At 40.5% G+C, this 13,935-nt stretch carries 12 protein-coding genes and 1 other annotated feature; of the genes, 8 read left to right on the forward strand and 4 right to left on the reverse strand.

Translation table 11 applies throughout. The features are described from left to right. Positions 1 to 220: 220 nt before the first annotated feature. Positions 221 to 293, forward strand: a sequence feature (ribosomal protein L21 leader region). A 34-nt stretch (positions 294 to 327) separates the two neighbouring features. The 3 genes from rplU to rpmA are packed head-to-tail and all read left to right on the forward strand — an operon-like array spanning position 328 to position 1,308. Beyond that, positions 328 to 642: a 50S ribosomal protein L21 gene (rplU, locus tag HF992_RS11245; RefSeq protein ID WP_168550104.1), complete on the forward strand. Its 315-nt coding sequence runs from the start codon at positions 328 to 330 to the stop codon at positions 640 to 642. Between the two features lie 13 nt (positions 643 to 655). After that, a complete protein-coding gene (locus HF992_RS11250) occupies positions 656 to 1,015 on the forward strand; it encodes a ribosomal-processing cysteine protease Prp (RefSeq protein WP_168550105.1) in 360 nt (119 codons plus the stop codon). Further along, entirely contained in the window at positions 1,015 to 1,308 is a 294-nt protein-coding gene (gene rpmA, locus HF992_RS11255) for a 50S ribosomal protein L27 (RefSeq protein WP_168550106.1), read from the forward strand. Before HF992_RS11250 ends, rpmA begins: the two co-directional genes overlap by 1 nt. A 171-nt stretch (positions 1,309 to 1,479) precedes the next feature. On the opposite strand, the gene nrdF is transcribed toward rpmA, so the two are convergent. Next, entirely contained in the window at positions 1,480 to 2,439 is a 960-nt protein-coding gene (gene nrdF / locus HF992_RS11260; protein ID WP_168550107.1) for a class 1b ribonucleoside-diphosphate reductase subunit beta, read from the reverse strand. Positions 2,440 to 2,506: 67 nt separating this feature from the next. On the opposite strand from nrdF, the gene HF992_RS11265 reads away from it, so the two are divergent. Then, entirely contained in the window at positions 2,507 to 2,752 is a 246-nt protein-coding gene (locus tag HF992_RS11265; protein WP_168550108.1) for a hypothetical protein, read from the forward strand. Positions 2,753 to 3,056: 304 nt separating this feature from the next. Here the strand turns inward: HF992_RS11265 and nrdE are convergent, their stop codons facing one another. Next, positions 3,057 to 5,216: a class 1b ribonucleoside-diphosphate reductase subunit alpha gene (gene nrdE / locus HF992_RS11270; RefSeq protein ID WP_168550109.1), complete on the reverse strand. Its 2,160-nt coding sequence runs from the start codon at positions 5,214 to 5,216 to the stop codon at positions 3,057 to 3,059. A 27-nt stretch (positions 5,217 to 5,243) separates the two neighbouring features. Then, positions 5,244 to 5,462 carry a glutaredoxin-like protein NrdH gene (nrdH, locus tag HF992_RS11275; RefSeq protein ID WP_168550110.1) on the reverse strand — a complete coding sequence of 73 codons (219 nt, stop codon included), beginning with the start codon at positions 5,460 to 5,462 and terminating at the stop codon, positions 5,244 to 5,246. A 595-nt stretch (positions 5,463 to 6,057) separates the two neighbouring features. Between nrdH and HF992_RS11280 the strand changes: the two genes are divergently transcribed. The 3 genes from HF992_RS11280 to lepB all read left to right on the forward strand — a co-directional run bounded on the left by HF992_RS11280 (position 6,058) and on the right by lepB (position 8,865). Continuing rightward, positions 6,058 to 7,542 carry a DUF1538 domain-containing protein gene (locus tag HF992_RS11280; protein WP_210729473.1) on the forward strand — a complete coding sequence of 495 codons (1,485 nt, stop codon included), beginning with the start codon at positions 6,058 to 6,060 and terminating at the stop codon, positions 7,540 to 7,542. Beyond that, complete coding sequence (locus HF992_RS11285) at positions 7,532 to 8,212, forward strand: P-II family nitrogen regulator (RefSeq protein ID WP_343032975.1); 681 nt, start codon at positions 7,532 to 7,534, stop codon at positions 8,210 to 8,212. The genes HF992_RS11280 and HF992_RS11285 overlap by 11 nt, the downstream gene beginning before the upstream one ends. 98 nt (positions 8,213 to 8,310) lie before the next feature. Continuing rightward, positions 8,311 to 8,865 carry a signal peptidase I gene (gene lepB / locus HF992_RS11290; protein WP_168550111.1) on the forward strand — a complete coding sequence of 185 codons (555 nt, stop codon included), beginning with the start codon at positions 8,311 to 8,313 and terminating at the stop codon, positions 8,863 to 8,865. A gap of 185 nt (positions 8,866 to 9,050) precedes the next feature. Here the strand turns inward: lepB and pulA are convergent, their stop codons facing one another. After that, positions 9,051 to 11,153 carry a type I pullulanase gene (pulA, locus tag HF992_RS11295; RefSeq protein ID WP_168550112.1) on the reverse strand — a complete coding sequence of 701 codons (2,103 nt, stop codon included), beginning with the start codon at positions 11,151 to 11,153 and terminating at the stop codon, positions 9,051 to 9,053. A gap of 322 nt (positions 11,154 to 11,475) precedes the next feature. Between pulA and HF992_RS11300 the strand changes: the two genes are divergently transcribed. After that, entirely contained in the window at positions 11,476 to 13,743 is a 2,268-nt protein-coding gene (locus HF992_RS11300) for a glycogen/starch/alpha-glucan phosphorylase (RefSeq protein ID WP_168550113.1), read from the forward strand. Positions 13,744 to 13,935 lie beyond the last annotated feature (192 nt).

Raw genomic sequence — 13,935 nt, forward strand, 5'->3', positions numbered from 1 at the left:
GCCTTTTGTAGTATAATGGTTTTGCATCTCAGAGTTCCTTTTAATGTGTTTGTGGTGAACTACATTATATCTCTCTGAGATGTTTTTGCATACTCTCAACTGGCTAACTTCATTTTAGAACTTTCTGAAACTTATAATACCGTGTATATCGCGAAAATAAAGTAGTTAAGGCTTGCAATTTCCCAGGAAAAGTAGTAGAATAATAGAGTTGACTTTATGCACTTCTGTGCAACCGCTCGAAAATCGTTCTAAGTAGTCTTTAACTCACGATTTAGGCGAGTCTTCACAAGAGGATTTCCTCTAAACAAATAAAATAGGAGGTGCATCATGAGCACATACGCAATTATTAAAACTGGTGGTAAACAAGTTAAAGTTGAAGCTGGTCAAGCAATCTACGTTGAAAAATTGGACCTCGAAGCTGGTCAAGAAGTAACTTTTGATGAAGTGGTTCTTGTTGGTGGTGATAAAACAGTAGTTGGGACACCACTTGTTTCAGGTGCGACAGTAGTTGGTACGGTTGAAAAACAAGGTAAACAAAAGAAAGTTGTGACTTTCAAGTACAAACCTAAAAAAGGTAGCCATCGCAAACAAGGTCACCGTCAGCCATACACTAAAGTTGTCATCAACGCTATCAACGCTTAATGGGATTTGACACATGATTCTGGCCCAATTTACTCGTAAGGCCGGTGGCCAATTGCAGAGCGTTCAAGTAAGCGGTCATGCAGGGAGTGGACCTTATGGCTACGATATTGTGTGTGCAGCAGTTTCGACACTGGCGATTAATTTTATCAATTCTTTGGTAGAACTTGCTAGGATAGAAGTAGACGTCCAACTAGACGAGCTAGATGGCGGTTTTCTTAAGGTGACACTTCCAAGTCACCTGGAAGAAAAAGCTAGTCAGAAGGTTCAACTCTTGTTTGAATCATTCTTGCTAGGCATGTTAAATCTGAGTAACAATTCATCTGAATTTGTTCAAACTCAGGTCACAGAAACACTCAACGGAGGAAAAAACTAATGATTCAATTAAATCTTGCTAACTTGCAATTATTCGCCCACAAAAAAGGTGGCGGTTCAACATCAAACGGTCGTGATTCACAAGCAAAACGTCTTGGCGCTAAGGCTGCTGACGGTCAAACAGTATCTGGTGGTTCAATTCTTTATCGCCAACGTGGTACTAAAATCCATCCAGGACTTAACGTAGGTCGTGGTGGTGACGATACCCTCTTTGCAAAAGTTGAAGGTGTTGTACGCTTTGAACGCAAAGGTCGCGACAAGAAACAAGTATCTGTTTACCCAATTGCGAAATAATCATGAAAAGCCTGTTTAGCAGGCTTTTTTATTTGAATCTTTATAAGCGTTTTCGAAAAGGGCTCTATAAGACTGTAGTGGGTAAATTCACCAGAGAGATTATGAAGCTTTTTGGCTGTATCAAAAAAGCACTTTGTCAACTGCAGAGGGTGACAAAGTGCCTTTTTTAGGTTATAAACCGTAAAGGTAATCCTCATCTTGCATGGCTTCAACTGTTCCTAGGAGGTAACCATTTCCGACTTGGCTGAAGAAGTCGTGGTTTGAGGTACCTGTTGAAATACCATTCATTACAATTGGATTTACATCATTAGCGGAATCTGGAAAGAGAGGGTCTTGGCCCAGGTTCATAAGGGCCTTATTGGCGTTATAACGAAGGAAGGTCTTAACTTCCTCAGTCCATCCCACACCATCATAAAGAGACTCGGTATAGCCTTCTTCGTTCTCATAGAGCTTATAGAGCAGGTCATACATCCATTCTCGCAAACTTTCCTGCTCTGTTTCTGGAAGTTCGTTAAAGGCTAATTGGAACTTATAGCCAATGTAAGTTCCATGAACAGATTCATCACGAATGATTAGTTTGATAATTTCTGCAACGTTGGCCAACTTATTATTGCCCAAGTAGTAGAGCGGGGTAAAGAAACCAGAGTAGAAGAGGAAGGTCTCCAAATAAACTGAGGCAACTTTCTTTTCAAGAGCTGTTCCATTCAAATAGATTTCGTTAATGATTTCAGCTTTGCGTTGCAAAAATTCATTATTGTTAGTCCAGTCGAAAATTTCTTCGATTTCAGTCTTGGTGTTAAGGGTTGAAAAAATTGACGAGTAGGACTTGGCATGAACAGACTCCATAAACTGGATGTTATTCAAAACAGCTTCTTCATGGGGGGTACGCACATCCTGGCGAATGGCTTGAACACCTGTTTCAGACTGCATAGTATCTAAAAGAGTGAGGCCACCAAAGACTTTTCCGACAAGGTCTTTTTCTTGTTCAGAAAGGCTACGCCAGTCATCTAAGTCATTTGAAAGTGGAATGCGTGTATCTAGCCAAAATTGTTCAGTCAATTTTTCCCAAGTTGACTTATCGATGGCATCCTCGATCTCATTCCAGTTAATGGCTTTATAATAAGTTGTCATAGGATCTCCTATTTTAGTTGAAGTATGGTATTATTATATCATAAAATGATAGGTCAGGCAGCAAATCATGGATCTGATTTTGGAGTTGCTTTGTAGTGGTTTGGTTATTGGAGCAGATGCGCTGATGGAAAAGTCACAGGAGAGTTGGTTAAGGAGAAGTTTCCAGATTCTCGTTTGGTTAGGATTTACTATTGCGGGCACAGTTTTTTTCAGCCTGACGATCTGGCTTTGGGCTTATAGCCTAATGTTTCTGAAAAAACTTGGACTAACAGCTTTAATAGTTATCAGGCTCAGTTTAGGAATAGCTACTTAATTTCTTTTTTTAGCGACTGTGTCCTTATAGCCAAATTTTGTACACACTAGGGTGAGAAAAGAGAGCGAGACTCAGTTTGATTCATCATTCGTCTAAAGGTACTCAGACCTTTTTGCCAATGAATTAGGCAGAAGCAAGTCTAACACTGGCACAGCCAGTATTGCCTCTTTTCAAATTCTAGGAGAAAATCTTGGACAGCCTAACTCTAGGCTGTCCAAGGGCTCAACCACTGTGTCTTGCACGATAATTCAAAATCAATTGAGAGGTTAGGATTGAGTCCCCAGCCTCTTTTTCTAATCGATCATTAGATAACACAACTTTCACATTGGTTAGCGCCAACCTCATCGCCGTCATCTGTAAAGGTACGGACGTAGTAGATAGACTTAATTCCTTTGTTAAAAGCATAGTTACGAAGAATAGAAAGATCACGTGTCGTTTGCTTGCGTTCTTTTTTCCATTCGTAGATACCTTCTGGAATATCGCTACGAATAAAGAGGGTCAGGGAAAGGCCTTGGTCAACATGCTCAGTTGCTGCAGCATAAACGTCAATGACTTTGCGCATGTCCATATCGTAGGCAGAAGTATAGTAAGGGATTGTCTCAGTTGACAAACCTGCGGCTGGATAATAGATTTTGCCGATTTTCTTTTCTTGGCGCTCTTCAATCCGCTGAGTAATGGGATGGATTGAAGCTGATACGTCATTGATATAGCTGATAGAACCATTTGGAGCGACAGCCAGACGATTTTGATGGTAGAGTCCATCAGCCATCACTTTTGTCTTGAGATCTTCCCAATCTTGAGCGTTTGGAATGAAGATATCTTTAAAGAGTTCTTTGACCTTATCGGAAGTAGGCTGGTATTTTCCTGTGATGTATTTGTCAAAGTAGCTACCATTCGCATAATCTGATTTGTCAAAGTTATGGAAAGTCACGCCACGTTCGCGGGCAATATTGTTAGATTCAACCAAGGTCCAATAATTCATGAGCATAAAGTAAATGCTGGTAAATTCGATTGAGTCAGAGCTACCATACTCCATAAGATTTTGAGCTAGATAGGAGTGGAGTCCCATAGCACCTAGACCGAAGGTATGAGCGAGATCATTTCCATTTCGAACGGTTGGTACAGCATCAATCATAGAAGAGTCAGTCACAAAGGTTAAAGCACGTGTCATGGTACGGATAGACAAGCCAAAATCAGGGGACTCCATCATGTTGACCACGTTGGTTGAACCTAAGTTACAAGAAATATCTGTCCCCATCTTAACGAATTCTTGCTTGTCATTGATGAAACTTGGCTCTTGAACTTGCAAAATTTCAGAGCAAAGGTTTGACATGATGATTTTGCCATCAATCGGATTGCTCTTATTAGCTGTATCGATATTGATGACGTAAGGATAACCTGATTCTTGTTGTAATTTTGAAATTTCAGTTTCTAAATCACGCGCCTTAATTTTAGTCTTGCGGATTCGAGGATTAGCGACCAATTCGTCGTATTTTTCGGTGATGTCAAGATAGCTAAATGGCACACCGTATTCTAATTCAACCGAATAAGGACTAAAGAGGTACATATCTTCGTTTTTGCGGACTAATTCATAGAATTTATCTGGAATAGTCACCCCAAGTGAGAGCGTTTTAACGCGCACTTTTTCATCAGCATTTTCTTTTTTCGTGGATAGAAAGGCGATAATATCCGGGTGAAAAACACTGAGGTAAACGACACCAGCCCCCTGACGTTGACCGAGTTGGTTGGAGTAGGAGAAGCTGTCTTCAAAAAGTTTCATGACAGGAACAACCCCTGAAGCGGCTCCCTCGTAACCTTTAATGGGAGCACCAGCCTCACGTAAGTTATTAAGCGAGATACCGACCCCACCACCGATACGGGACAATTGCAGAGCTGAGTTAATGGACCGTCCGATGGAGTTCATGTCGTCTGTCACCTGAATAAGGAAACAAGAGACCAATTCTCCGCGTCTAGCCCGACCTGCATTTAAAAAGCTTGGCGTAGCAGGCTGATAACGCAAGTGAATCATTTCATTGGCAATATTTTTAGCAAGGGTTTCATCACCATTCGCAAAGTAAAGGGCATTGAACATGACCCGGTCTTCAATCGATTCCAGATAGTAGCGACCGTCATTGGTTTTCAAGGCGTACTGGTTATAGAATTTATAAGCCGCCATGAAAGACTTGAATTGAAAGTTCTGGTCTTTGATGAAGGTTGCTAATTCTGTCAAAAATTCTGGCCGGTAAAGCGACAAAAATTCCTTCTCCAGGTAGTTTTCAGCGATTAAATAATCAATCTTAGCGTTGATATTCGTGAAAACCTTAGTGTTTGGAATGACGTTCTCTCTAAAGAAGGCATCAAGGGCTTCCTTGTCCTTGTGGAGAGGGATTTGACCATTAACAGGTCGGTTGATTTCATTATTGAGACGAAAGTAGGACACATCTCCAAGATCTTTTAAGCTCATAATTTTCCTTTGTTTCTATTTATTTGGTTAGGCTAAGGCTTTGAGTTTAGAGGGTTGGAAACCAGCCCAAATATCTGTTTCAGTCTGGATAACAGGTGCTGCTGTAAAGCCTAGATCCTTAACATGAGCAATAAATTCTGGTTGTTCATCAAGATTAATTTCTTTGAATTCAATACCTAATTTAGTTAATTCTTTTTTGGTCATATTGCATTGCATGCAGTTGTTTTTAGAGTAAACAGTTACCATAAAGGACTCCTCAATTACAATTTTTGATACCTATCTAGTATATCACTTCTAAAATAAAAGTCAAACGCAAAACACTAGATATAGTATTTAAATAAAATTCAAGTTACTATATTTAGTGTTTTTTCTTGATTGAAGAAAACCAGTCATAGCGCTACTTTCCTGACATTGGAAGGCAGTGAATCGTGTGTTTTTATCTACTAGCTGTCAAGTGTTCTAAAGATGTTCTCAAGATGTTGTATGGGATAAACTTACTAGGACAACCGCATGAAGGAAATGATTTGTTGAAAAAGTTTTGAAAATATCAAAACTAGACGTTTTTAGGTGTTCGATAGAGTTTACGTCAAAATACTTGTCTCCTTTTCTATGCAATAGCTCTTAAAAATTGGTTTCTTTAACGAGTGTTTTTGACTCCCTAACGTTTCAGAATAAATTGTTGCTTTTCAAAAATTTATTGAAACGTTTTTCTTCAGACGTTTGTCCTATCAACCTAGAATCCTGCCTTCAAAGACGCTTCCAAATATGATATACTAGTTAATAAAGTCAATGAACGGTCTAGACAATATTTTATTATTTCCTTTTAGAAAGAGAGGTTGTTTTGCTGAGAAGAAAATTTAAAGAAGTTATTTTATCGGTTATCCCCCTTAGTCTACTGATTTTGGTGTTGCATTTTACGTTGACGCCGTTGCCAAATGCTGTCATTTGGCGTTTTGTGATTGCCAATTTTTGGATAATACTAGGTCTAACCTTCTTTTTGATCGGGGTAGATATTGGAATTACCCCCTTTGGAAGATTGACAGGGACTTCACTAGCTAAGTCCAATCGTCTTTGGATTGTTTTAGCGTCAGGTACTTGTCTCGGTTTCTTGATTTCCATCGCAGAACCCGGTCTGATGGTTTTAGCCAGTCAAGTGAGTCTGGTTACAGGAGGGGCAATTGGAGCTAATGTCATGCTAATAGTCGTTTCTCTGGGCTTGGCTGTGACTATAGGTTTAGGGTTTCTGAGAATTTTCTTTAACCTGCCATTGTATCAATTACTACTAATGCTCTACCTATCTATCTTTGTCCTGTCTTGTCTTTCAGCGCCAGAATTTTTAGCCATTGCCTTTGATGCTTCTGGATCTACGACGGGAATTATGGCTGTTCCTTTCATCTTGGCCCTTTCAACAGGGATTTCTAAATTGAAAAAGGATAGTAAGGCATCGGAGAAGGATAGTTTTGGTTTGGTCGCCATTGCGTCAACAGGTCCTATCTTGACCGTCTTATTGCTGGATATCATGTCAAAGACCAAAACGTTTCATGCTGACATAGAATTGGCACCAGTTGAAGGACAGGCCGTATGGTCAGTCTTTACACGCTTGATGCCTATCTATGCCAAAGAAACAGTTATCGTTATTGCTCCGTTATTCATTTTGTTGTTACTTTTGCAGCGAAAGGTTTTTAACCTCAATCCTAGGACATTACGTAAACTATTGACAGGCTTTTTATTTGCTTTTCTTGGTCTCTTTCTCTTTATGGTTGGGATCAATGCAGGTTTTATGGATGTTGGAATGATTGTTGGTAGAACGTTAGTGCTCATGGAACATAAACTCCCTATTGTTGTGATTGGTTTTATCTTTGGTGTATTAACTATCTTGGCGGAACCAGCAGTTTATGTGCTGACCCATCAGATTGAACAGGTCACCAGTGGTCATATTAAACGGATGGCAGTCCTAATCCCTCTGGCGCTTGGAGTTGGAGGAGCAGTTGCCCTTTCTGTGCTTCGTGTCATAGTTCCTGAAATTCAACTCTGGCATTATCTGTTTCCAGGGTACCTCCTTTGTATCTTGTTAATGTTTATGACGCCAAAACTATTTATTGGGATTGCCTTTGATGCTGGTGGTGTGGCTACAGGGCCTATGACAGCAACCCTGATTTTAGCCTTTATCCAAGGGGCAGCCTTCACCTTTGAAGGAGCAGACTTGCTGGTTGATGGGTTTGGAATGATTGCTATGGTTGCCATGATGCCCATTATAACCCTACAAATCTTGGGATGCATTTTTAAATTAAAAACACAAAAGAAGGAGAGACTAGGTGAAGGTTGATCAAAGTAAATCACATTCGTATACCTTGCTTTATGTCATTGTCAATTATGGCTTAGGCAGCAAGGTAATGGCTCACTTAAAAAAAATGGGAATCCCTGGTGGGACAATTATTCCTGGTTTAGGGACTGTCAAACATGGCCTACTAAATTTTTTATCCTTATATGAAGAAGAAAAAGAAATCGTGGTTATCGGGACATCTCATCAGTTAGCCGAGGAATTACTAGAATATCTTGATAAGATGTTTCAATTTGGTAAACCCCACCATGGTCTGGCGATGACGGTGCCGCTTCAGGCAATTGTTGGTTCCAGACGTTATTTGCATACGAAAGAGATTCCAATAAAGGAGAACAACCCCATGTACCAATTAATCACTACCATTGTTGAGCGCGGTAGAGCGGAAGAGGTAATAGAAGTCGCCCAAAGACAGGGCTCTAGAGGAGGCACTATTCTCAATGGTCGAGGAGCTGGTATCCATGAAACAAGTACCTTGTTTCAAATGGCTGTTGAACCCGAAAAAGAAGTGGTCTGGATCATTACAGAACTTGAGAAAACAGAAATTATTGTCGAGGCAATTGAGTCCGCATTAGGCATTGCCCAACCTGGTCAAGGAATTATTTTTGTGCAGGATATTTCGGATATCAGAGGACTTTATCACCAAACAAATGAATGATTCAGATAATTTTCGTCTATACAAATATATCGGTTCCAGATTTTTTTTGAAAAAGGAGTCCCAAATTATGGTACAATAGGTGAGGAGGAGTTGATGAAATGGTAAAGAGAGATTTAATCACCAACCTAGTCCTAATTTTATTGTTCATAGGAGCATTGATTGGACTCCGGTTATATGTTTTTGAACCCTATACGGTGACTCGTTCAGATGCTAATGACTTTATTGCCCAAAACGATCAGGTATTAGCGCTTAAAACGGCTAAACCAGCCTACAAGGATTTGGTTCTTTATGAAGTAGATGGCAAGGACTATGTCGGCCGTGTGATCGCCAAGCCAGGAGATTCTGTGACTTATATGGCAGATGTCCTATATTTAAACAATGTTAGCAAGGACGAACCCTACCTTGAACGTTTGAAAAATGCTTATCAAAAACGTCTACCAGGCGAGTATTTTACTGATGATTTTAGTATTGAAAGTTTAACGCAGACCGTGGATGGCGTTATTCCTTCCAGGGATTATTTGATTTTGAATGATGACCGTACGAATACGGCCGATAGTCGAACCTTTGGACTTATTTCTAAAAAGCAAATTAAAGGTGTTATTTATTTTAGGATTTCGCCGCTGTCTGAATTTGGCTTTGTTGATAGCTATTGACAAAGCCATAAAAAGCATTCTACCGAAAACAGGACCCTTTGGGGCAAGAGACGGTAGAATGCTTTTTAGTATGCTAAATTTAACGGAAGTTTTGACTGGCACTGATCAATAGCTAGTGCAAAAACAACAGACTCCTTTAAACCATTTGAGTGCTTATTGATTACGAACAGTTATGAAGGACTACTCTATTTATTAAAGCCTTTCAAAACAGCCAAGGACATAGCGGGTATCTTAATCGTAGCAGGTGAACTTTCTAAAGCTGGTGTTAAATGGATTTCAGGGGCTTGGATGTAGAGAGCTAAGCCGTGGGTGTTTTCCAAACAATAGTCGTTGCTACCTAGGTTAAGGATGACTTGAAGAGTTTCCTTTTGAGCCACAAGGGTATATTTGAGGACAGTGTCAGTCAACCAATAGCAATCCAGTTGCTCTTGCATTTCGGAAGCGGTTAGAAGGCTAAGGACAGGGTGTTCCTTGCGGAACTGAATCAATTGGCTGATAAATTCAACGTGCTGACGGTTCTCAACAATCCTAGTCCAGTCTAAGCGGTTGATGGTATCAGGTTGGTTGTAGGTATTATCGATAAGGTCTTTGGTTCGGAAAGCCTCTTGGCCAGAATGGACAAAGGCAACGCCTTGTGACAGTAAGACGATCTGCAAAGCAAGACTAGCTCGGGCTTCTTTTTCGGACTGACTAAGACCAGGGTGATGAATGGACAAGTAATCAAAGAAAGTGGCATTGTCATGGCATTCAATGTAGTTGATGGTTTGGCTAGGATATTTATAGCGGCCATTGGCTTCAACCACGCCAAAACTCCCTGTCAACAATTCTTCCACCACAGCTTGTTTTTGTTTGGTAACAAGTAATTGTGGATGGCAAATCATTTTCTTGAATTCATCGCGGAAGCGGTCGTTGAAAAAACCGATACCAGGCATTTGGTAACTGTTAAATTGATGGGCTAAGAGACCTGTCTCTAGGCCGGTTCCCATTTGCCAACCTTCTCCGTAGAGGTAGATGTTTGGATAGATTTCACGTAGGGCAGCTTCAGCCTCCAACATGGTTTGAATGTCAAGGATTCCCATCAAATCAAATCGGAAGCCGTCGATACCATAGTAATTGACCCAAAGAAGCAAGGAGTCAATGATAAATTTGCGGATCATGAGACGTTCACTAGCCATGTCATTGCCACAACCTGTTCCATTATGGCGCTTCTGGTTTAAATCAAAGCGAGAACAATAGCCCGGAACAATCTTTTCAAAGACAAAGTGGTCAACATCATAGACATGATTATACACCACATCCATAATGACCCCAATTCCTGCTTGATGATAGGTGTTAATCGTATCTTGAAGTTCAACAATACGCGCATAAGGATCGTGTGGATCTGTCGCAAAACTGCCGTCTGGAACATTGTAGAGCATGGGGTCATATCCCCAGTTATACACCGTATCCACCTTGTTTTCATCAACGCTACCAAAGTCATAGATCGGCATCAGCTGGATATGGGTTATTCCTAGATTTTGGATATAGTCAAAACCTAACTTTTGCCCCTGATAGACAGGTGATTCGGTTAATCCTAGAAATTTTTTCGGGTATTGAAACGGCACCTTAGGATCAGCTGAAAAATCACGGACACTCATTTCGTAGATAATAGCGTTGTTAATGGGGCTAGTGTTTCGGAAAGAAGTAGTGGGTTTTCTGAGTTTCTCCGGATTGATCACGACACTCCGTCCAGTATTGGACAGGCAGGATAAGGCATAGGGATCTTGTGTCTCTTGCCATTGGCCGTTTACCAGATGCAGGTAATAGTAAGCTTGACCATCTAAATCTCCAACCACAGTTGCCTCCCAGACACCACTATTAGAGCGCCTCATGCTTTGTGAGTGATGATCAATGACGACTAAGACCTGTTCAGAGATAGGTGCCCAGACTTTGAATGTGGTTTGTGTTTTGTCGTATCGAGGCCCCAGATCATTGCCACTATAGTAGAAGTGTTCGTCAAATGCTGGGGTTCTGACGATAGCTCCCCACTGAAGAGGGGTGTGATTGCGATCAGAATCATGGATAACATAGTGCTTATCTAAGTCAATCGCTTGCATTAAATGAAGTTTATAGATGTGTTTTCCATTGGCTTGGTAATATTCACTAGCGATGAGCGGTATTTCGTTAGATTCCGCTGTATTTTTTTCAGACAGAAAAAAGCGTAAGGATTGAGCGTAGAAGCGCTCTTCTAGGCTGATCTGGATTGTTTGTAAATCCTCTAAATAGGCTGTTAATTGTCTAAAAGCCATAGTATTCTCCTTTATAAACAAATAGTCTCTTTATTATACCGTAAAAAAAGGAATAATCAAGGTCTTGTCATCTTGGCGGATTTGTAGTATAATGATTTCAACGCAATCGTTTGCGTTGAATTATTGCTTTTTGAATACCGACTAATGAAACCGGCATGAAACAAGAGGAATATCTTTTGTCCATAGCCTCTTTTACTGGTATATAAAGTGGCGATAGTTAGCAAAACATGCTATAATAGTGGGGGTTCAACCTTTTTAGGAGACCCTTGACTTAATAATAAGCATTTATACACATAATAAGATTAAAAATAGGAGTTTAAACATGTTTAACTTGCAACAATTTGTCCAAGAGCTTTATGCTAAACGCATTGAAGACTGTACAAATGAAGAACTGTATTACGCACTGTTGAGTCTGACCCAACGTTTTAGTGGTTCTTTGACAACGAATACGCAGAAGAAAAAGGTTTATTATATTTCAGCAGAGTTTTTGATTGGAAAGCTCTTGTCTAATAACATGATCAACCTCGGAATCTACGAAGATGTCAAGCAACAACTGGCGGATGCTGGTAAAGACTTGATTAAAATCGAGGATGTAGAATTGGAACCATCGCTTGGTAATGGTGGTTTGGGTCGATTGGCGGCTTGTTTCCTTGATTCAATCGCAACACTTGGGTTGAACGGTGATGGTGTAGGCCTGAATTACCACTTTGGCCTCTTCCAACAGCTCTTTGAGGACAACCAGCAAAAAGCTGTGCCAAATGCTTGGATTACTCCAGAATCTTGGTTAAAACCTTCTAAGATTTCTTACGAAGTGCCTTTTGCTAACTTTACCTTGACGTCTAAGTTATATGATATTGATGTTCCTGGTTACAAGACCGCTACCAAGAATCGTTTACGTCTCTTTGATCTAGGCTCTGTCGATGATAACATCATTTACGATGGGATCGAATTTGATAAGCAAGATATTTTCCGCAACTTGACGCTTTTCCTTTATCCCGATGATTCTAATCGCGAAGGAGAATTGTTGCGTATTTTCCAACAGTACTTTATGGTCTCTAATGCTGCACAACTCTTGATTGATGAAGCGATCGCCAAGGGATCTAATCTCCATGATTTGGCTGATTATGCTGTTGTGCAAATCAACGACACTCACCCATCTCTTGTTATTCCAGAATTGATTCGCCTTTTGACAGAGCGTGGGATCAATTTTGATCAAGCTATTGAGATTGTGTCTAGCATGACAGCTTATACCAACCATACCATTTTGGCAGAAGCTTTGGAAAAATGGCCGCTTAACTTCTTGGAAGAAGTTGTACCTCATTTGGTGCCAATTATTAAGGCTTTGGACGCTCGTGTCAAGGAACAGTATCCTGATCCAGCCTTAGCTATTATTGACGAGAATGAGCGTGTGCATATGGCGCATATGGATATGCACTATGGTTTCTCTGTTAATGGTGTGGCTGCCCTTCATACAGATATCCTGAAATCATCTGAGCTCAAAGCTTTCTATGATATCTATCCAGAGAAATTCAACAACAAAACAAATGGGATCACCTTCCGTCGTTGGCTCATGCATGCCAATCCACGTTTGGCCAAATATTTGGATGAATTGCTAGGGCACGGTTACCATCATGAAGCAACTGAGCTGGAAGGGTTCATAGAATTCAAAGGGAATGCTGATGTTAAGGCGAAATTGGAAGATATCAAGCGTCACAACAAGCGCAAGTTGCAGGCTCATTTAGAGGCAACTCAAGGTATTACGATCAACCCAGATGCAATCTTTGACATCCAAATCAAACGGATGCATGAGTACAAACGCCAGCAGATGAATGTTCTCTATGTTATCCATAAATACCTTGATATTAAGTCCGGAAATATTCCAACCACACCCATTACGGTCTTCTTTGGTGGTAAGGCTGCACCAGCTTATACCATTGCACAAGATATTATCCATCTCATCTTGGCCCTTTCACAAGTGATTGCTAATGATCCGGCTGTGGCACCACATTTGCAATTAGTGATGGTTGAAAACTACAATGTCACAGCAGCAAGTTTCTTGATTCCGGCTGCCGATATTTCAGAGCAAATTTCTCTAGCATCTAAGGAAGCTTCTGGAACTGGTAATATGAAATTTATGCTTAATGGCGCCTTAACTTTGGGAACAGATGATGGTGCTAACGTTGAAATCCATGAATTGGTCGGAGATGAAAATATCTATATCTTCGGGGAAGATAGTCAGACAGTTATTGATCATTATGCGAATGGCGACTACAGCGCACGTGCTTTTTACGAGCGTCCAGCTATTAAGCCACTCATTGACTTTATAATCAGTGAAGAGGTGCTTCATTACGGGAACGAAGAGCGACTCTATCGCCTTCATAATGAGTTGATTAACAAAGACTGGTTCATGACTTTGCTTGATTTAGAAGCTTACATTACCACTAAAGAGACGATGTTCAAGGATTACGAAGACCGTGATGCTTGGCTAGATAAGGTGATTGTCAATATTGCCAAAGCAGGCTTCTTCTCATCTGACCGGACCATTGCAGACTACAACCGCGATATCTGGCACCTAGAGCCAGCTCAGTAAGCCTCATAAGTTTTATAAAGAAATTTTTTAATAAAAGCCACATGGTGTTGCCAAATCTTGAATAATTTCGCCTCATTGTCAACTGTAGTGGGTTGACCAATCTAACATCGAGAGAGGACAAGCTTTGTCTTCTCTTGTTTTATGTTTATCGCAATGAAAATGCGAGTTTTGAAGTTTTCAAAGTTCCGAAAC

The organism is Streptococcus ovuberis (genome assembly GCF_012396585.1).
In the GTDB taxonomy this organism is placed as follows: Bacteria; Bacillota; Bacilli; order Lactobacillales; family Streptococcaceae; genus Streptococcus; species Streptococcus ovuberis.

What these genes read in the sequence shown, in the direction of transcription:
- rplU (WP_168550104.1), top strand. Translation starts at nt 328, where the DNA reads ATGAGCACATACGCAATTATTAAAACTGGTGGTAAACAAGTTAAAGTT.
- nrdE (WP_168550109.1), bottom strand. Translation starts at nt 5,216, where the DNA reads ATGAGCTTAAAAGATCTTGGAGATGTGTCCTACTTTCGTCTCAATAAT.
- HF992_RS11250 (WP_168550105.1), top strand. Translation starts at nt 656, where the DNA reads ATGATTCTGGCCCAATTTACTCGTAAGGCCGGTGGCCAATTGCAGAGC.
- HF992_RS11300 (WP_168550113.1), top strand. Translation starts at nt 11,476, where the DNA reads ATGTTTAACTTGCAACAATTTGTCCAAGAGCTTTATGCTAAACGCATT.
- nrdF (WP_168550107.1), bottom strand. Translation starts at nt 2,439, where the DNA reads ATGACAACTTATTATAAAGCCATTAACTGGAATGAGATCGAGGATGCC.
- nrdH (WP_168550110.1), bottom strand. Translation starts at nt 5,462, where the DNA reads ATGGTAACTGTTTACTCTAAAAACAACTGCATGCAATGCAATATGACC.
- lepB (WP_168550111.1), top strand. Translation starts at nt 8,311, where the DNA reads ATGGTAAAGAGAGATTTAATCACCAACCTAGTCCTAATTTTATTGTTC.
- HF992_RS11265 (WP_168550108.1), top strand. Translation starts at nt 2,507, where the DNA reads ATGGATCTGATTTTGGAGTTGCTTTGTAGTGGTTTGGTTATTGGAGCA.
- pulA (WP_168550112.1), bottom strand. Translation starts at nt 11,153, where the DNA reads ATGGCTTTTAGACAATTAACAGCCTATTTAGAGGATTTACAAACAATC.
- rpmA (WP_168550106.1), top strand. Translation starts at nt 1,015, where the DNA reads ATGATTCAATTAAATCTTGCTAACTTGCAATTATTCGCCCACAAAAAA.